16 protein-coding genes and 1 tRNA gene are annotated in these 18,295 nt (G+C 68.9%); 8 read left to right on the forward strand and 9 right to left on the reverse strand.

Translation table 11 applies throughout. From position 1 onward, the window contains the following. The first annotated feature begins 2 nt into the window (after positions 1 to 2). Positions 3 to 770 (forward strand): ATP-binding cassette domain-containing protein, encoded by a 768-nt coding sequence (locus tag PGB26_RS09890; protein ID WP_333909423.1) that lies wholly within the window; start codon positions 3 to 5, stop codon positions 768 to 770. A gap of 95 nt (positions 771 to 865) precedes the next feature. Further along, a tRNA-Asn gene (locus tag PGB26_RS09895) sits at positions 866 to 941 on the forward strand. Positions 942 to 1,155: 214 nt separating this feature from the next. On the opposite strand, the gene PGB26_RS09900 is transcribed toward PGB26_RS09895, so the two are convergent. Both PGB26_RS09900 and def read right to left on the reverse strand, forming a co-directional pair. Further along, positions 1,156 to 2,142, reverse strand: coding sequence for a diaminopimelate dehydrogenase (locus PGB26_RS09900; RefSeq protein WP_271637456.1), 987 nt, complete (start codon positions 2,140 to 2,142; stop codon positions 1,156 to 1,158). A gap of 48 nt (positions 2,143 to 2,190) precedes the next feature. Continuing rightward, a complete protein-coding gene (gene def, locus PGB26_RS09905; protein ID WP_271637457.1) occupies positions 2,191 to 2,757 on the reverse strand; it encodes a peptide deformylase in 567 nt (188 codons plus the stop codon). 73 nt (positions 2,758 to 2,830) lie between these two features. Between def and PGB26_RS09910 the strand changes: the two genes are divergently transcribed. Beyond that, the gene (locus tag PGB26_RS09910; RefSeq protein ID WP_271637458.1) at positions 2,831 to 3,802 is read left to right on the forward strand and encodes a DMT family transporter; all 972 of its coding nucleotides are present in this window, start codon (positions 2,831 to 2,833) and stop codon (positions 3,800 to 3,802) included. A gap of 6 nt (positions 3,803 to 3,808) precedes the next feature. Here the strand turns inward: PGB26_RS09910 and pgl are convergent, their stop codons facing one another. From pgl to tkt, 6 genes are read right to left on the reverse strand one after another with little or no spacing between them, the layout of a single operon-like run. After that, positions 3,809 to 4,588, reverse strand: a complete 780-nt coding sequence (pgl, locus tag PGB26_RS09915; protein ID WP_271637459.1) for a 6-phosphogluconolactonase — start codon at positions 4,586 to 4,588, stop codon at positions 3,809 to 3,811. Between the two features lie 4 nt (positions 4,589 to 4,592). After that, entirely contained in the window at positions 4,593 to 5,528 is a 936-nt protein-coding gene (locus PGB26_RS09920; RefSeq protein WP_271637460.1) for a glucose-6-phosphate dehydrogenase assembly protein OpcA, read from the reverse strand. Beyond that, positions 5,525 to 7,069 carry a glucose-6-phosphate dehydrogenase gene (zwf, locus tag PGB26_RS09925; protein WP_271637461.1) on the reverse strand — a complete coding sequence of 515 codons (1,545 nt, stop codon included), beginning with the start codon at positions 7,067 to 7,069 and terminating at the stop codon, positions 5,525 to 5,527. The genes PGB26_RS09920 and zwf overlap by 4 nt, the downstream gene beginning before the upstream one ends. Before the next feature lie 34 nt (positions 7,070 to 7,103). After that, positions 7,104 to 8,702 carry a glucose-6-phosphate isomerase gene (locus PGB26_RS09930; RefSeq protein WP_271637462.1) on the reverse strand — a complete coding sequence of 533 codons (1,599 nt, stop codon included), beginning with the start codon at positions 8,700 to 8,702 and terminating at the stop codon, positions 7,104 to 7,106. Beyond that, positions 8,699 to 9,811 (reverse strand): transaldolase, encoded by a 1,113-nt coding sequence (tal, locus tag PGB26_RS09935; RefSeq protein WP_271637463.1) that lies wholly within the window; start codon positions 9,809 to 9,811, stop codon positions 8,699 to 8,701. Before tal ends, PGB26_RS09930 begins: the two co-directional genes overlap by 4 nt. A 25-nt stretch (positions 9,812 to 9,836) precedes the next feature. Further along, complete coding sequence (gene tkt, locus PGB26_RS09940) at positions 9,837 to 11,936, reverse strand: transketolase (protein ID WP_271637464.1); 2,100 nt, start codon at positions 11,934 to 11,936, stop codon at positions 9,837 to 9,839. Between the two features lie 257 nt (positions 11,937 to 12,193). Between tkt and PGB26_RS09945 the strand changes: the two genes are divergently transcribed. Beyond that, positions 12,194 to 13,129 (forward strand): heme o synthase, encoded by a 936-nt coding sequence (locus tag PGB26_RS09945; protein WP_271637465.1) that lies wholly within the window; start codon positions 12,194 to 12,196, stop codon positions 13,127 to 13,129. A 70-nt stretch (positions 13,130 to 13,199) separates the two neighbouring features. On the opposite strand, the gene PGB26_RS09950 is transcribed toward PGB26_RS09945, so the two are convergent. After that, complete coding sequence (locus PGB26_RS09950; protein ID WP_271637466.1) at positions 13,200 to 14,342, reverse strand: COX15/CtaA family protein; 1,143 nt, start codon at positions 14,340 to 14,342, stop codon at positions 13,200 to 13,202. A gap of 238 nt (positions 14,343 to 14,580) precedes the next feature. Between PGB26_RS09950 and sufB the strand changes: the two genes are divergently transcribed. From sufB to sufC, 4 genes are read left to right on the forward strand one after another with little or no spacing between them, the layout of a single operon-like run. After that, complete coding sequence (gene sufB / locus PGB26_RS09955; RefSeq protein WP_271637467.1) at positions 14,581 to 15,999, forward strand: Fe-S cluster assembly protein SufB; 1,419 nt, start codon at positions 14,581 to 14,583, stop codon at positions 15,997 to 15,999. Then, entirely contained in the window at positions 15,999 to 17,195 is a 1,197-nt protein-coding gene (gene sufD, locus PGB26_RS09960) for a Fe-S cluster assembly protein SufD (RefSeq protein ID WP_271637468.1), read from the forward strand. Before sufB ends, sufD begins: the two co-directional genes overlap by 1 nt. Then, entirely contained in the window at positions 17,192 to 17,518 is a 327-nt protein-coding gene (locus PGB26_RS09965) for a non-heme iron oxygenase ferredoxin subunit (RefSeq protein WP_271637469.1), read from the forward strand. The genes sufD and PGB26_RS09965 overlap by 4 nt, the downstream gene beginning before the upstream one ends. After that, a complete protein-coding gene (gene sufC, locus PGB26_RS09970; RefSeq protein ID WP_271637470.1) occupies positions 17,519 to 18,289 on the forward strand; it encodes a Fe-S cluster assembly ATPase SufC in 771 nt (256 codons plus the stop codon). It begins immediately after the preceding gene. Positions 18,290 to 18,295: the final 6 nt, after the last annotated feature.

An 18,295-nucleotide genomic window follows, 5' to 3' on the forward strand; every position in this document is an offset into this window, starting at 1 on the left:
GTATGCCTGCCGACAGCGAGTTCGCGATCGACTGCCATGATCTGGTCATCGACCGGATCGGGCACGGTGGAACGACGCGTGCCGTCGACGGCGTGACCTTCTCGCTCAGACCCGGTGAGCTGATGTGCATCGGCGGTGCGACCGGCGCGGGGAAGTCGAGCCTGGTGACCGCGCTCGCGGGGGTGGGTGATGCATCGCTGAAGGTCGCCGGCGGTCGCGCCACGGTCTGCGGCGTGGACATTCGGGGGCGCGGGCGCAGACGCCGTACCCTCACCGCTCTCAGCGGCCACCTCGCTCAGGCGGCGGGCGCGTCGCTGCCGCCCCGGCTGACCGTCGGCGAGGCGATCTCCGAGCCGATCACCTCGCGCGAGAAGAAGGTCAACGGCAGAGCGCTGGCGATACGGGTGGCATCGCTGCTCGACGAGCTGCACCTGCCGCTCGGCCTCGCCTCGAAGTTCCCCTATGAGCTCAGCGCCGGCATGCGTCAGCGCGTCGCCATCGCCCGCGCGCTGATGCTCGAACCGCATGTGCTCATCGCCGACGAGCCGCTCGCGAATCTCGACCTCGAGGTGCGACCGGTCGTCTTCGATGCGATCACCCGCCGCCGGGCCGAGCGGGCCATGGCTGCTCTGCTGGTGACGAACGACGCAGCATTCATCCGTGAGCTGGGTGCCGAGGCGCTGCTGCTCAGAGCGGGCCATGTCGTCGCGAGGGGCGTCGGGTCGAACCTCATCTGGGCTCCGAACGCCGAGGCCGACGTCGGTCAGTGATCCCGCCACGCCCGGGGTGTCGCCCGTGTTCAGCGGGGCCTGCGGAGTTTGCTAAGCTGGGGGAGTTGCCCGCCCAGCGGGTGACAACCGAATGATCCTCGGTAGCTCAATTGGCAGAGCAGCCGGCTGTTAACCGGCAGGTTCTTGGTTCGAGTCCAAGCCGGGGAGCCATAGAAGCCCCGATCCAGTACCCCTGGGTCGGGGCTTCTCCCGTCTCGGCAGCACTCCTGCGACGCGTGATCAGAGGCCGAGGGTGGGGAAGCACAGAGCGGATGCCGGGCATCCGGCGTGTCGGTGCGGATCTGCGCGCAGACCCGCGCACTGCGCACCAGACCATCTGAGACTGCCGACACCCCGGGTCGGCTCAGAGCCGTCCCGAGGGGCATCAGAGCAGCTCGGCGCGCAGCCGCTCGGGTGACTTGGGTGAGAGCAGACCGGGTGCGATGTCGAACGGCGTCTTCGCGCCGTGATCCCCGGATGCGGAGAGCCGCGCAGCGGCGCGCGCGTAGGCGACCAGCACACTCGCGGTGAACTCGGGGTTCGACTCCAGCGCCAGCTGGAACTCCACGGTCTGCGCGACGCCCTCCGAGGTGGTCGCGCTGCGGATCACGAAACCGCCGTGCGGCACGCCCGCGTGATCGCGGGCGAGCTCCTCGGCCGACACGATGTGCACCGTCGTGTCGTACGGCTCGAAGTAGTCGGGCATCGTCACGATCGCCTCACGCACGGCATCCTGATCCGCGCCGTCCTCCAGCACCACGAAGCACTCCCGCGTGTGCTTGTCGCGGGTGCTCAGCGCGGGGCGGTCGCCGGCGCGCACGCGGGCCATGGCGTCGTCGGAGGGGATCGTGTACTGCACCCCGGCGGCGACGCCGGGCACCCGACGGATGGCGTCCGAGTGGCCCTGGCTGAGCCCGCGCCCCCAGAACGTGTAGGTCTCGCCCTGCGGCAGGATCGCCTCGCCGTACAGACGCTGCAGAGAGAACAGGCCGGGGTCCCACCCGGTCGAGATCACCGCGGTCGTTTCCGCAGCTCGCGCGGCGGCGTCGACGGCGGCGAAGTGCTCGGGGATGCGGGCGTGCGTGTCGAAGCTGTCGACGACCGAGAAGCGCGCTGCCAGCGCGGGAGTCTGCTCAGGCAGATCGCTCTTCGAGCCGCCGCACAGGATGAGCACGTCGATCTCGTCCTGCAGCGTGTCGAGCTCCTCGATGCGTCGAACCGGCACTGTCGGGTCGACTGTGCTGACCGATTCGGGGTCGCGGCGGGTGAAGACGCCGACCAGGGTCATGTCGGGGTTCATGGCCAGTGATCGCTCGACGCCTCGGCCGAGATTGCCGTAGCCGACGATTCCGATGCGCAGCTGTGCGTCCATGTTGCTCTTTCCTGTGCGGAGAAGGTGTGGTCCGGCGTTCGTCACGCCTCAGCCCTCGAGGTCGTCGACCCCGGGCATCCAGCTGTGCGAACCTCGGCTCCAGCCGCGCTTGCGCGCGATCTTCTGCACGGTCTTCCGATCGGAGTCGTCGAGGCGGTCGACGTACAGGATGCCGTCGAGGTGATCGAACTCGTGCTGCATGATGCGCGCCCGCCAGCCGTCGACTTCGATGCGCACGTCGCGGCCCTCGAGGTCGGTGCCCGTCACGAGCACGCGGTCCGAGCGGCGCAGTGCGAAGCGCTCGCCCGGGAACGACAGGCATCCCTCGGACTCCTCGTCGGAGTCGGGGGAGCCGGGCTCCGGAGGCGTCATCAAGAGCACCGGGTTGATGATCTCGCCGCGCCACGGGTTCTCGTCGTCGTCGACGTACGAGTAGACGTAGATCCGCAGGCCCACGCCCACCTGGGGAGCCGCCAGTCCTACGCCGGGAGCGGCATCCATGGTCTCGTACATGTCGGCGACGAGCGTGCGGATCTCGTCGGTCACCTGGCCGACCTCGCTCGCGGGTGCGTGCAGAACAGGATCGCCCATGATGCGAATCGGAAGAACAGCCACGCCACAACCCTAACGGGCGGGAAGCGGCAGGTAGGGTGAGACGGTGCATCATGGGGCGGACTTCGCAGGGAACGTGAGCGATCAGCTTGTCGGGGTGTTTCAGAACCCCGCTCTGCTGCTCGGCATCCCTCTGGCCCTGGCCGGAGCCGTCTTCATGTCGCTCGGCGCGCAGTATCAGCATCGCGGAGTCGAGAAGGTCGAGCGGCTCAGCGGCACGCAGGGAGCGACCGGCCTCAGCGGCGCACAGCTCAGGGCGCTGCTGACGCGCCCGTCGTGGATCATCGGCACCCTGATGCTCGGACTCGCGATCGCCTGCCAGCTCAGCGCCATCGCCATCGCGCCGCTCATCGTCGTTCAGCCGCTCGGCGCGATCGCGCTGGTCGTGACCACGCTGCTGAACGCCCGGATCTCAGGTCACACGCCCACCAGACAGTCGCTGATCGCGATCAGCGCGTGTCTGGGCGGCATCTTCCTGTTCGTCGTCTTCGCCGCGCTGTATGCGACCGAGCGCCCGATCAGCAACGACGACCTGTTCATGATCCTCACGATCCTGCTGGTGGTGATCATCGCGCTCGGCGCATGCTGGCTGATCCTGCGGCGCCGCATGCGCGCGCTGTTCTACGTCACCGGCGCTGGGATCCTCTACGGCTTCGTCGCCACCCTTGCCAAGGCGGTCATCAGCCGCATCCAGGCGGGGAACTTCGAGTGGCTCACGGTGGTGTGCGTGATCGCGCTCATCGCCGCCGCAGCGGTCGGCGCGTACTTCGTGCAGACCGCGTACAGCTCGGGGCCTCCCGACCTGGTCATCGCGGGCCTCACGGTGATCGACCCGATCGTCGCAGTGCTCATCGGCGCGCTCGTTCTCGGCGAGGCCGCGGCGGCGCCGCTGTGGGTCGTCGTGCTGTTCGTCATCGCCGGGGCGATCGCCATCTGGGGCGTGTTCAGCCTCGCCCGGTACCACCCGCAGGTGCTCAGCGACAGCCAGGAGCTGGGCCTTCGCCGCGGCAGCGACCCTTCGGCGGGCTCAGGGCCCCAGCAGGGCTGAGCCGGCTCAGTAGTCGCGATCGATGAGCTCGGGGGATACCTCGGCGGCCGCGGCCTCGTCGACGAAGAACACCGTGCGGCGGCGTCCCTTCGCTCCCGCGGCGGGCACACTGGCATAGCTCGCGCCCGCGAGCGCGAGACCGAGAGCGGACGCCTTGTCGGCACCGGTCAACACCAGCCAGACGCGCTTGGCGGAGTTCAGCACCGGACGGGTCAGCGTGACACGCTCGGGCGGGGGCTTGGGGGAGTCGCGCACGGGCAGCGCCGCGGCATCCGTCACCGTCACCTCGGGGCGATCCGGGAAGAGCGATGCGATGTGCCCGTCGGGCCCGACGCCGAGGAAGCACACGGCGAACGACGGCCACTCACCGTGCGCGCTCGGGAACCTGGCGAGCTCGGCGGCGTACGCCGCCGCCGCCTGATCAAGGGTCAGACCGTCGCTCGGAGCTGCCACCTCGTGCACGTTCTCGACGGGCACGGTGATGCGATCGATCAGCGCCCGCCGCGACTGCAGCGAGTTGCGGTCGGGGTCGTCGCGCTCGACGAAGCGCTCGTCCCCCCACCAGAAATGCACCAGCGACCAGTCGATGTCCGCCGAGCGGGGGTCGTCGGCCGCGGCCGCGAGCACGGCCCCGCCCATCGAACCGCCCGTCAGGCACACGTGCGCGATGCGACCGTTGCGGGTGCGGGCCTGCAGACGAGTGAGGAAGCGATCAGCCACGCGCGCCGCGAGAGCGGCGGGAGTGGGCTCGACGACCACAGACTTCGTCGTCCCCTGGACCTTCATCCGATCATGCCTCCTGCTCGGGCGGACCGAGGTGCGACCAGCCCTCGGTGATGACCCGACCATAGAGCAGATCCGCATCCAGCCGGCGCAGCTCCTCGGCGAGGCACTCCCGCAGCGTGCGCCGCGGCAGGTGCAGCTCGTGGTCGGGCTGGCCGGGCTGGGTCAGCACGGCGACGCTCGGCGAGGGGCGCTCGAGCAGGATGTCGCCGCTGGCGCGGGTGAGGCGCACCGACTTGATGCCCTCCTCCCACTCGCTCGGATCCTCGTACGACCAGGTCACCGGCACCTCGAGCGCCATCTGCAGCCATGCGGCGAGCAGGGCGGTCGACGGCGACGCCGCAGCGCCGCGCACCTCGGCGCTGGTCACGTCTTCGAAGGGCGGCTGGTCGAGCACGGCGGCGAGCTGCTCACGCCAGTGCGTCAGGCGGGTCCAGGCGAGGTCCGTGTCTCCGGGGGCGTGCGTGCGACCCAGCAGGCTGAGGCGATCGCGCACGTCCGAGCTCGTCGCAGCGTCCGTGATGCGCCGCTGCGCGATCCGGCCGAGCGGCGAGTCGGCCGCATCCAGAGGTGCCTCGTCCGGCCACCACGCGACGACCGGGGCATCCGGAAGCAGCAGCCCGGTGACCAGGCTCTCGGCGTTGCTCGCGGCATCGCCGAAGGCGCGCAGCACCACCACCTCGCTCGCGCCGGCGTCGCCGCCCACGCGGATCTGCGCGTCGAGACGGGCGTCGCCGTCGCCGACGGTGAGCACGATGACGCGCATCGGGTGCTCGCGGGATGCGTCGTTGGCCGCCTCGATCGCCTCTTCGGCCACGCCGTTGCGGGCGGCGATGATCAGGGTCAGCACGCGACCCAGGGCGACCGCGCCGCCCTCCTCGCGCACCTTGACGAGCTGCTTGGCGACCTGGCTGATCGTGGTGTCGGGGATGTCGATGATCACGGGCGTCTCCAGACTCGTCCGTCGCGGGCAAGGAGGTCATCGGCCGAGGCGGGGCCCCACGATCCGGGAGCGTACTGCTCGGGCTGCTCGTCGAGCGATGCCCAGTACTGCTCGATCGGGTCGAGGATCTTCCACGACAGCTCGACCTCCTCGTGCCGCGGGAAGAGCGGGGGGTCCCCCAGCAGCACGTCGAGGATGAGGCGCTCGTACGCCTCGGGGCTGGCCTCGGTGAAGGCGTGTCCGTAGCCGAAGTCCATCGTCACGTCGCGCACCTGGGTGCCGGCGCCTGGGACCTTCGAGCCGAAGCGGATCGTGACGCCCTCGTTCGGCTGCACGCGGATGACCAGTGCGTTCTGACCTATCTCGGAGGCGCGGCCCATCAGATGGTGCGGTGCGCGCTTGAAGACGACCGCGATCTCGGTGACCCGGCGACCGAGGCGCTTCCCGGTGCGGAGGTAGAAGGGCACGCCGGCCCAGCGACGAGTCGCGATCTCGAGCTTGAGGGCTGCGTAGGTCTCGGTGGTCGACTGCGGGTTCATCCCCTCCTCTTCGAGGAAGCCGTTTACCTTCTCGCCGCCCTGCCAGCCGCCGGCGTACTGGCCGCGGGCTGCAGCCAGCGACAGGTCCTCGGGCAGCTGCACCGCCGCGAGGACCTTCTCCTTCTCGGCGCGCAGATGCTCGGCCGACAGACTGATCGGCTCCTCCATCGCGGTGAGGGCGAGAAGCTGCAGCAGGTGATTCTGGATGACGTCGCGCGCGGCGCCGATGCCGTCGTAGTATCCCGCACGTCCGCCCACGCCGATGTCCTCGGCCATGGTGATCTGCACATGGTCGATGTGGTTGCGGTTCCAGATCGGCTCGTACAGCTCGTTCGCGAAGCGCAGCGCGAGGATGTTCTGCACCGTCTCCTTGCCGAGGTAGTGGTCGATGCGGAAGATCGAGTCGGCGGGGAATGCGACCTCGAGCGCGCTGTTCAGCGCGCGAGCGGACTCGAGGTCGTCGCCGAACGGCTTCTCGATCACGACGCGGCGCCAGCAGGTGTCGTCGTCGCTGTGCTCGCCGACCAGCCCCGATTCCTTCAGCTGGCGCGCCACCGTGGGGAAGTCCTTCGGCGGGATCGACAGATAGAAGGCGTGGTTGCCCATGGTGCCGCGCTCGACGTCGAGCGTCTCGACGGTCTCGCGCAGGCGTGCGAACGACTGCGGGTCGTCGAACGTGCCCTGCACGAACCGGATGCCCTGCAGCAGCTGCTGCCACGTCTCCTCGCGGAACTCGGTGCGGGAGTGCTCCTTCACGGCGTCGTACACGACCTTCGCGAAGTCCTGGTCCTCCCAATCCCGCCGGGCGAAGCCGACGAGGGCGAAGCCGGGCGGGAGCAGGCCGCGGTTGGCGAGGTCGTATACCGCGGGCATCAGCTTCTTGCGCGACAGGTCGCCGGTCACGCCGAAGATCACGAGGGCGCTCGGGCCTGCGATGCGGTTCAGGCGCCGATCATCGGGATCGCGGAGGGGATTGTGTCCGCGGGAGACGGTGGCAGTCATCGGTGGGGGATATCTCCAAGTCGTGAGGATGGTCTCACTGGGCGGCTTCGAAGAGCGCCAGCACGTCATCCACGGCGTCTGTGATGGTCAGGGTGACGACGGGGCGACCGAGTCCGGCGAGCACGGCCGCGTCACCGGCGGCCTGCGCCTCGATCAGCTGCCCGAACGTGAACGGGCGCCCGGGGATCTCGAGATCGACGTCGGTGCGCTCGGTGATCTGCAGGAACACGCCCTGGGCGGGGCCGCCCTTGTGGTACTGGCCGGTCGAGTGCAGGAAGCGCGGCCCCCACCCGAACGTCGTCGGGCGTCCGGAATCGGCGGCCACCATCTCGCGCAGCCCCTGGAGCTGCGGCATGTCGGTGCGGTCGACGTACGCCTGGATCGCCACGTACCCGTCAGGGCCGAGGCGCGCCCACAGGGCATCGAGCACGCCGGCGAGCGTGCCGGAGCCGAGCAGCGCCGGGTCGGAAGCGCGAACCTCGATCCCGCTCTCGACGAATGCGGCCGCGGTCGCTTCCGGCCTGGCATCCAGGAGTCCGCGCGCGGCGCTCTTGGCGGCTTCGACGTCGGGCTGATCGAACGGATCGATGCCGAGCAGTCGACCGGCGATCGCGGTCGCGTACTCCCAGAGAAGGAACTGGGCGCCGAGCGTTCCGCTGACGAGGATCTCGCCCTGGTGCCGCAGATGCAGCTCGCCTGCGTCGTCGACGAGCCGCACGATCTGCAGATCGTGCGGGAGGGACTCGACCTCCGGGGAGACGGGCAGCAGCACCACCGGGAGGATGCCGGTACCGCCCTTCCCGGTGGACTCGGCGATCAGCTGCTCGATCCAGTCGGGCAGCCCCTCGATGTGGGTGCCGTCGCTGATCAGCCCGAGCTTGTCGCGACGCGGCCCGGTGCCCACGATCGCGGCAGCCAGGCGGAGCGCCGGATTCTCTGGCGAGTCGACGGCGAACTGCAGCAGCGAGGCCTCGGCCTCGTCGAGCAGCTCGGCGATGTCGGCGCCCGCGAGCCCTGAGGGGACCAGGCCGAACGCTGTGAGCGCGGAGTACCTCCCGCCGACGTTCGGATCGGCGGTGAAGACCCGGTATCCGGCATCCCGTGCCGACGCCTCCAGCGGCGATCCCGGGTCGGTGACCACGATGATCCGCTCGGCGGGGTCGATTCCGAGGTCGCTGAAGGCGGCCTCGAAGGCGCGCCGCTGCGAGTCGGTCTCGATCGTCGAGCCGGACTTCGACGAGACGACCAGCGCCGTGCGCGCCAGGCCGTCGTCGATCGCGCGCAGCACCTGGGCGGGTGCCGTGCTGTCGAGGATGGTCAGCGGCACCCCGGCGGTATTCGCGATGACCTCAGGGGCGAGCGACGAGCCGCCCATGCCCGCCAGCACGACGCGGTCGACGCCGCGTGCGCGGAGGTCGTCGCGCAGGGCGACGATCTCCGCGACGAGCGGACGGGAGTTCGAGACGGCGTCGACCCAGCCCAGGCGCACGGATGCCTCGGCCGAGGCATCCGCACCCCAGAGATCGCTGTCGGCCGCGGTGACACGTGATGCGACGAGGTCGTCGACCAGCACGCGCACGAGCTGGTCGACGTCGGCCTCAGTCGCATGCGACACGTGCACCGAGACGGTCATCGTGCCGCTTCCAGAACCTTCGCGACGCTGTCGAGCAGGCCGTGCCAGGAGTCGATGAACTTCGCCACGCCCTCCTCCTCGAGCACCCGGGTGACGTCGTCGAAGTCGACGCCGACGGACTCGAGGTCCGCCATGACCTGATGCGATTCAGCGTAGGTCGAGGTGATGGTGTCACCGGTGACCTCGCCGTGGTCGAAGGTCGCCTCGAGGGTCTTCTCGGGCATGGTGTTCACCACGCCGGGGGCGACGAGCTGGGTGACGTACAGGGTGTCCGGCAGGTTCGGGTCCTTGACGCCGGTGGACGCCCACAGCGGACGCTGCAGGTTGGCGCCCAGGTCGATGAGATCCTGTGCGCGCTTCTCGGCGAACTTCTTCTCGAAGAGCTCGTAGGCCAGGCGCGCATTGGCGAGCCCCGCCTTGCTCTTCAGCGCCAGCGCCTCGTCGGTGCCGATCTCTCCCAGACGCCGATCGGTCTCGGTGTCGACGCGCGACACGAAGAACGACGCGACCGAGTGGATGCTCGACAGGTCGAGGCCGGCCGCCTTCGCTCCTTCCAGACCCGCGAGGTAGGCGTCGATGACGTCGTTGTAGCGCTCCAGGCTGAAGATCAGGGTGACGTTCACGCTGATGCCCGCGGCGATAGCCTCGGTGATCGCGGGAAGGCCGGCCTTGGTGGCGGGGATCTTCACCAGCAGGTTGGGGCGGTCGATCTTCTGCCACAGCTCCTTGGCTGAAGCGACAGTGCCCTCGGTGTCGTGGGCGAGATCGGGGGAGACCTCGATCGAGACGCGGCCGTCGACGTGGTTCGTCGCCTCCCACACCGGGCGGAACACGTCGAGCGCGTCGGCCACGTCCTGCGTGGTGGCGGCGAAGACCGCCTCGGATGCACTGGCTCCCGCGACGGCGAGCTGGTGGGTCTGCTCGTCATAGGACGTGTCGTTCTCGTCCATCAGCGCCGTGGCGAAGATCGTCGGGTTCGTCGTGACGCCGACGACGTTGCGGGTGTCGATCAGCTGCTTGAGGTTTCCGGAGCTGATGCGCGTGCGCGACAGGTCGTCGAGCCAGATGCTGACGCCGGCCTGGGAGAGGTTGTGCGTGGGGGTGCTCATGTCTGTCGTCCTCCTTCTGCGGCGCTCAGCGCGCCGCGTCGGCGATGGTCTCGCGTGCGGCCGCGACGACCGCCTCGGCGGTGACGCCGAACTTCTCGAACAGGGTCTTGTAGTCGGCGGATGCGCCGAAGTGGTCGATGCCGATCGAGCGACCGCGGTCGCCGACGATGCCGCGCCAGCTGGCGACGGAACCGGCCTCGACCGAGACGCGTGCGGTGACGGATGCCGGCAGCACGGACTCGCGGTACGCCTCGTCCTGCTCGGCGAACCATTCCAGAGACGGCGCGGACACCACGCGGGCGTTCACGCCCTCGGCGGCGAGCGTCTGACGCGCGGCGACCGCCAGCTGCACCTCGGAGCCGGTGGCGATGAGGATCACATCGGGCGTGCCGCTCGGCGCCTCGGCGAGGACGTAGGCGCCCTTGGCGGTAGCGGCCGCCGAGGCGAACGTGTCGCCCGAGGCGTCGCCGTCGCCGCGCTCGAACACGGCGATGTTCTGCCGCGTCAGCGCGATACCGGCCGGTCCGCCGTGACGGCGCAGCAGCTCGAGCCACGCGGCGGCGGTCTCGTTGGCGTCGGCGGGGCGCACGACGGTGAAGTTGGGGATCAGGCGCAGCGACGCGAGCTGCTCGATCGGCTGGTGCGTCGGGCCGTCCTCGCCCAGTGCCACCGAGTCGTGGGTCCAGACGAAGATGCTCGGCACGTTCATCAGCGCGGCCAGACGCACGGCGGGGCGCATGTAGTCGCTGAAGATGAGGAAGGTGCCGCCGAACGCGCGCGTCGGGCCGTGCAGCACGATGCCGTTGATGATCGCGCCCATCGCGTGCTCGCGGATGCCGAAGTGCAGCACCCGGCCGTAGGGGTTGCCCTTCCACTCGTGGGTCGACCACTCGGTCGGAATGAACGACGGGGCATCCTTGATGGTCGTGAGGTTCGACTCGGCCAGGTCGGCCGAGCCGCCCCACAGCTCGGGCAGCTGCGCCGCCAGAGCGTTGATGACCTGACCGGATGCTGCACGCGTCGAGACGTCCTTGCCTGCTTCGAAGACCGGCAGAGCGTCGACGATGCCCTCGGGCAGCTCGTGCGCCTCGAGGCGGTCGAGCAGCGCCTTGCGCTCGGGGTTCGCCTCTGCCCACGCGTCGAACGACTTCTGCCACTCGGCACGCGCGTCAGCGGCCCGCTGCCCGAGGGCGCGGGTGTGTGCGATGACGTCGTCGGCGACGACGAAGTGCTGCTCGGGGTCGAAGCCGAGCACCTTCTTCGTGGCGGCGAGCTCGTCGGCGCCCAGCGCCGATCCGTGGATCTTGCCGGTGTTCTGCTTTCCGGGCGAGGGCCAGCCGATGATGGTCTTCAGGATGATCAGCGAGGGCTTGGACTGCTCGCCCTGTGCGGCGGTGATCGCGGCGTGCAGCTCGGCGACGTCCTCGACGTACTCGCCCGTCTTCTTCCAGTCGACCGTCTGCACGTGCCAGCCGTAGGCCTCGTAGCGTGCGGCGACGTCTTCGGTGAATGCGACGTCGGTGTCGTCCTCGATGGAGATCTGGTTCGAGTCGTAGATCGCGATGAGGTTGCCCAGCTGCTGGTGGCCCGCGAGCGACGACGCCTCGCTGGTCACGCCCTCCTGCAGGTCGCCGTCGCCCGCGATCACGTAGACGAAGTGGTCGAACGTGCTGGTGCCGGCGGCGGCATCCGGGTCGAACAGTCCACGCTCGTACCGGGCGGCGTACGCGAAGCCGACCGCCGACGCGAGGCCCTGGCCGAGCGGGCCGGTGGTGATCTCGACACCCTTGGTGTGCCCGTACTCGGGGTGGCCGGGCGTCTTGGATCCCCAGGTGCGCAGCGACTCGAGGTCTTCGAGCTCGAGGCCGAAGCCGCCGAGGTACAGCTGCACGTACTGCGTCAGCGAGGAGTGGCCGACCGAGAGGACGAAGCGGTCGCGGCCGAGCCAGTCGGTGTCGGCCGGATCGTGACGCATCACGCGCTGGTAGAGGAGGTACGCCGCGGGAGCGAGGCTCATCGCCGTGCCGGGGTGACCGTTGCCCACCTTCTCGACGGCGTCCGCCGCGAGCACTCGGGCGGTGTCCACCGCACGTCGATCGATCTCATCCCAGTGCAGTTCTGCCACAGCCATACTCCTTAAGACGCTTGGGGACGCTCCCGCATTCCTGCGCCTTCCGCGTCTTCACGGCGTGGATTTGCACAGCAGCGGGTGCGCGAGTGGGTTTCAGCATAGCGGGGCGCACAGGACGCTCCGGAGAGTGTTGCATCCGGCTCAGAGAGGGCGGATAATCGCCCGCTCGCGACTGAGCGCAGCACCTCGCGCCGCCCGTGCGCCGGCCGGGCACGACACGCCGGGTGGCGTAGAATGGAAGGACGTTCGCCATGTATAAGGAGGGGATCGCGATCTCGACGACATCGCAGGCCGCCGCGACTCATCACTCGGTCGGCCAGAGGATCCGCGGATACATCGCCCTCACCAAGCCTCGTGTGCTCGAGCTTCTGCTCGTCTCCACCGTTCCGGTGATGTTCCTCGCTGAGCGGGGGATGCCCGACATCTGGCTCGTCGTCGCGACGGTCATCGGCGGAGCGATGAGCGCATCGTCGGCGGCATCGTTCAACATGTACCTCGATCGCGACATCGACGTGCACATGAAGCGCACCGAGAACCGACCCCTCGTCACGGGCGAGGTCTCGCCGCGCGGCGCCCTGGTGTTCTCGTGGGTGCTCGCCGTGGCATCCACCGTCTGGCTGCTGCTGACGACCAACTGGCTGACCGCGACTCTCTCCGTCGTCGCCATCTTCTTCTACGTCGTGATCTACACGATGATCCTGAAGCGTCGCACCGAACAGAACATCGTCTGGGGCGGCATCGCGGGATGCTTCCCGGTGCTCATCGGGTGGAGCGCTGTCACCGGGTCGCTGGACTGGCCGCCGTTTGTGCTGTTCGTGCTCGTCTTCCTGTGGACGCCGCCGCACTACTGGCCGCTGTCGATGAAGTACAAGGACGACTACGACGACGTCGACGTGCCGATGCTCGGCGTCACGCGCTCAGCGTCGCAGGTCGGCCTGCAGGTCATCCTGTACGCGTGGGCGACGGTGGCCTGCTCTCTGCTGCTCGTGCCCGTCGCGCACATGGGGCTCGTCTACACCGTCTCTGCGCTCGTCTTCGGCGGCTGGTTCATCTACGAGTCGCACCGCCTCTACAACCGCGCCGTGCACGGCGGTGAGGCGCGCCCGATGCGGGTGTTCCACGCGTCGATCACCTACCTCACGCTGATCTTCCTCGCGGTCGCGGTCGACCCGCTGCTGCCGTTCTGACCGCCGGCCGACCGCGTAGCCAGAGGCCCCCACCGGAATCGATCCGGTCGGGGCCTCTGGCATTGCGCGATCAGTCGACGGGTCTCTTCAGCCTCGTGACCACCACCACGTAGGTGGCGGCCGAGAGCGCGGCGAGAACCATGTGCGCGCCGACGAGAATCGGCGGCAGCCCGGTGCGCGCCTGCAGCACCCCGACACCCACCTGCACGGCGATCGCCGCGGTCAGCGTGAGCAGCCAGGTGCGCGGACGCAGGCGCATCGTCCAGCTCGCGATGAGCAGCGCGAGCACGAGCGCGGCGAGGATGTAGCCGGGCCACGAATGCACGTGGGCGAGCACGGTCGCGTCGAAGCCCTGCCGCTTGATCGCCTCGTCACCCGAGTGCGGCCCCGATCCGGTCGTCAGCACGCCGACGACGATCGTGGTGGCCAGAGCGAGGCCGGTGACGTGGGTCAGCACCGAGAACCACGTCGGCACCGCCGCCACGCGCGGAGCGTCGGGGGCGCCGAGTCGGACGAGGAAGAGCGCCGTCACGCAGACGAGGGCGAGCGAGACCGTGTAATGGAAGCCGACGATGAAGGCGTTCAGACTGCTGATCACCGCGAACCCGCCGACCACGGCCTGGGCCATGACGCCGATGAGCACGACCCAGGCGAGCACCGCAAGGTCTTTGCGCGGCATCGGCTGGCGCAGCGAATCGGTGGCGCCGACGAGCACCGCCAGCAGCAGCGCCGCCGACATGAACGCCGCCGCGATCACCGCCGTCGTCCGCTCGTCTGCTCCGGGCAGGCCCACCAGGACGGTGCCGATGTAGACCAGGACGCCGAGCACGATGCCGCCGAGAGCGAACCAGAGCGCGCGCACCACCAGGCGGCGGCCGCTGAGGACGTGCAGGGTGAGCATCAGCACGGCGAGCGCGAGCAGGCCGACGACGCCGGTCATGACGCGGTTGCCGAACTCGATCGCGCCATGCAGGCCCTGCACCTCGAGGATCGGCACGAGCGACTCAGGGGTGCACAGCGGCCACTCCGAGCACCCGAGCCCGGAGCCGGTGAGACGCACCGCCCCGCCGGTGCCGATGATGATCACCTCGGCGAGGAACGACAGCCAGGCGAACACCCGCAGTCGTCGGCCGATCGTCGTCGGCAGCCACCCGAAGGAATCGCTGCGGGCGCGCCTGCGCGGGAGGGTGTCCGGAGCGGCGTTGTGGTTCATGGTGCCTCCGGTTCGCGGAATCGACAGGCGGGCGCGGCCCGCTCGCGAGGCGGAACCTGTAGAATCGGGATTGTGATGAGGGGCGCTTCCAGCGCGGATTCCCTCACCGACAGTTTAGGCGCGAGTCCTGCGCCGAAGATGAGGGCCCATGAGCGGCATCCTTTCCCCGAAGACTCGACGGGGAACCGGTGTGCCGGGGCGGATGACACCGTCTGGGCCGGATTGAGGAGAGTGTGTCATGTCGGATGTGCTGATCGACCGCCCGGAACTCGATGGGCTGGGGGTGTACGAGTTCGGCTGGCACGACGCTGACGCAGCCGGAGCCAGCGCGCGCCGCGGCCTCTCCGAGGATGTCGTGCGCGACATCTCGGCTCTCAAGAGCGAACCGGAGTGGATGCTCAAGACCCGCCTCAAGGGGCTGTCGCTGTTCGACCGCAAGCCGATGCCCACCTGGGGAGCGGATCTCAGCGAGATCGACTTCGACAACATCAAGTACTTCGTCCGCTCCACCGAGAAGCAGGCGCAGAGCTGGGAAGACCTTCCCGACGACATCAAGAACACCTACGAGCGGCTCGGCATCCCCGAGGCGGAGCGCCAGCGGCTCGTGGCCGGCGTCGCCGCGCAGTACGAATCCGAGGTCGTGTACCACCAGATCCGCGAGGATCTGGAGGCGCAGGGCGTCATCTTCATGGACACCGACACGGCGCTGCGCGAGCACCCCGAGTTCTTCGAGGAGTACTTCGGCACCGTCATCCCCACCGGCGACAACAAGTTCGCCGCGCTGAACACGGCCGTGTGGTCGGGCGGTTCGTTCGTGTACGTGCCCAAGGGCGTGCACGTCGAGATCCCGCTGCAGGCGTACTTCCGCATCAACACCGAGAACATGGGTCAGTTCGAGCGCACCCTGATCATCGCCGACGAAGACAGCTACGTCCACTACATCGAGGGCTGCACCGCTCCGATCTACAAGTCGGACTCGCTGCACTCGGCGGTCGTCGAGATCATCGTGAAGAAGAACGCCCGCGTGCGTTACACGACGATCCAGAACTGGTCGAGCAACGTGTACAACCTCGTCACCAAGCGCGCGGTCGCCCACGAGGGCGCCACCATGGAATGGGTCGACGGCAACATCGGCTCCAAGGTGACGATGAAGTACCCGTCGATCTACCTGATGGGCGAGCATGCCAAGGGCGAGACCCTCTCGGTCGCCTTCGCCGGTCCCGGCCAGCACCAGGACGCCGGCGCGAAGATGGTGCACATGGCGCCGTACACGCAGTCGTCGATCGTCTCCAAGTCGATCGCTCGCGGCGGCGGACGCGCCGGCTACCGCGGTGAGGTCCGCGTCGACGCCGCCGCACACCACTCCGCCAACTCGGTGGTCTGCGACGCCCTGCTCGTCGACACGCAGTCGCGCTCCGACACCTACCCGGCGATCGACATCCGCGTCGACGACGTGCAGCTCGGGCACGAGGCCACGGTCTCGAAGGTCAGCGAGGAGCAGCTGTTCTACCTGCAGTCGCGCGGCATCGAGGAGACCGAGGCCATGGCGATGATCGTGCGCGGGTTCATCGAGCCCATCGCACGAGAGCTGCCCATGGAGTACGCGATGGAACTGAACAAGCTCATCGAGATGGGCATGGAAGGATCGGTCGGCTGATGACGGCCCCCACCCAGGCGCCCGAGCTGGCGCCGCAGACGAACGCGCACATCGACCCGGCCGCCCAGGTCGCGAACGCCGGCTTCGTGCCGGTGCAGACCCGCTCCGAGCGGCCCCGGTCGTTCGACCCCGAGGACTTCGGCGCGCCCACCGGGCGCGAGGTCAACTGGAAGCACACGCCCGTCGCGCAGCTGAAGACGCTGTTCGATGTGGCAGGCGCGAGCGACGCCGTCACGTACACCTTCAGCCACGAGCAGTACGTGAGCGCCCCGCTCGCGCACGGAGCGTCCCCGCGCGGCGAGTTCTTCGTGCCGGAGGACGTCGTCTCGGCCGTGGCGTGGCAGGGGGCGGCTGAGGCCCTGCACCTCAGCATCCCCGCCGACGAAGAGGTCGCCGAGCCGATCATCGTCACGATCGACGGCCGCGGCGGCCGTGCCGACGCGCACATCGTGGTCGAGGCCGGACGCCACAGCGTCGCGACCGTGGTGCTGCAGCACAGCGGCACAGCCGAGTACGCGCAGAACGTCGAGATCATCGTGCGCGACGGCGCGAAGCTGAAGCTGGTCACCGTGCAGCGCTGGGAGGACGACGCGGTGCACGCGGCCGCCCACCAGGCGCGCGTCGACCGCGACGCAGAGCTCACGCACATCGTCGTCAGCCTCGGCGGCGGTGTCGTTCGGGTGAACCCCAACGTCGAGCTGGCCGGCACCGGATCGCATGGATACCTGTACGGTCTGTCGTTCGCCGACTCGGGGCAGCATCTCGAGAGCCAGGTGTACCTGCATCACAAGGGTGCGCACACGACCGGCGACGTGCTCTACAAGGGGGCCCTGCACGGCGAGAGCGCGCACAGTGTGTGGATCGGCGATGTGCTGATCGGACCCGACGCGACCGGCACCGACTCCTACGAGGCGAACCGCAACCTGGTGCTCACCGAGGGCGCCCGCGCCGACTCGATCCCGAACCTCGAGATCCAGACCGGCGACATCGCCGGCGCCGGCCACGCCAGCGCCACGGGTCGCTTCGACGACGAGCAGCTGTTCTACCTGCAGGCGCGCGGCATCTCGGAGGAGGAGGCCCGTCGCCTCGTCGTGTTCGGCTTCCTCACCGAGGTCGTGCAGCGCATCGGCATCCCGTCGCTGCAGGACGAGCTGACCGCAGCCCTCGAGGCCGAGCTCGAGGCGGTGAGCAAGTGAGCGCACAGCGCGCCTGCAGCGTCAGCGAGCTCGAGCAGGACACGCCCCTGCGCGTCGAGCTCGACGGCATCGCGATCTCGATCGTGAAGGACGGCGACGACCAGATCCACGCGATCGGCGACCGCTGCACGCACGGCGACATCTCGCTGTCCGAGGGGTTCGTGGAAGGCAAGACGCTGGAGTGCTGGGCCCACGGCTCGGCGTTCTCGCTCGAGACCGGCCGCCCCCTCAACCTCCCCGCTTACGAGCCCGTCCCCGTCTTCGTCGTAGAGATCGACGGCGACGACGTGCTCATCGACCCCTCTGTCACTAAGGAAGTCTGAATGTCTGTTCTCGAGATCCGCGACCTGCACGTAACGGTCGAGACCGACCAGGGCGAGACGCCGATCCTCAACGGGATCGACCTCACCATCAAGACCGGTGAGACGCACGCCATCATGGGCCCCAACGGCTCGGGCAAGTCGACCCTCGCCTACACGATCGCCGGTCACCCCAAGTACACCGTCACCCAGGGCACCATCACGTTCGACGGGGAGGACGTGCTCGAGATGAGCGTCGACGAGCGCGCCCGCGCCGGACTGTTCCTCGCGATGCAGTACCCGGTCGAGATCCCCGGTGTCACCGTGACGAACTTCCTGCGCACCGCCAAGACCGCGATCGATGGCGAGGCGCCTTCGATCCGCCAGTGGACGAAGGACGTCAAGGAGGCCATGGGCAACCTGCGCATGGACCCCAAGTTCGCACAGCGCAACGTCAACGAGGGCTTCTCGGGCGGCGAGAAGAAGCGTCACGAGATCATGCAGCTCGAGGTGCTCAAGCCGAAGTTCGCCGTGCTGGACGAGACCGACTCCGGTCTGGACGTCGACGCGCTGAAGATCGTCTCGGAGGGCGTCAATCGCGCCAAGGAGGCGACCAACCTCGGTGTGCTGCTGATCACGCACTACACGCGCATCCTGCGCTACATCCGGCCGGACTTCGTGCACGTCATCGTCAAGGGCCGGATCGTCGAAGAGGGCGGCTCGGAGCTCGCCGATCGTCTCGAGGAAGAGGGCTACGACCGCTTCCTCGACCCCGTCGAGCCCATCGAAGCGTAGGCTGAG

It is taken from the genome of Microbacterium sp. nov. GSS16 (genome assembly GCF_028198145.1).
Lineage (GTDB): Bacteria > Actinomycetota > Actinomycetes > Actinomycetales > Microbacteriaceae > Microbacterium.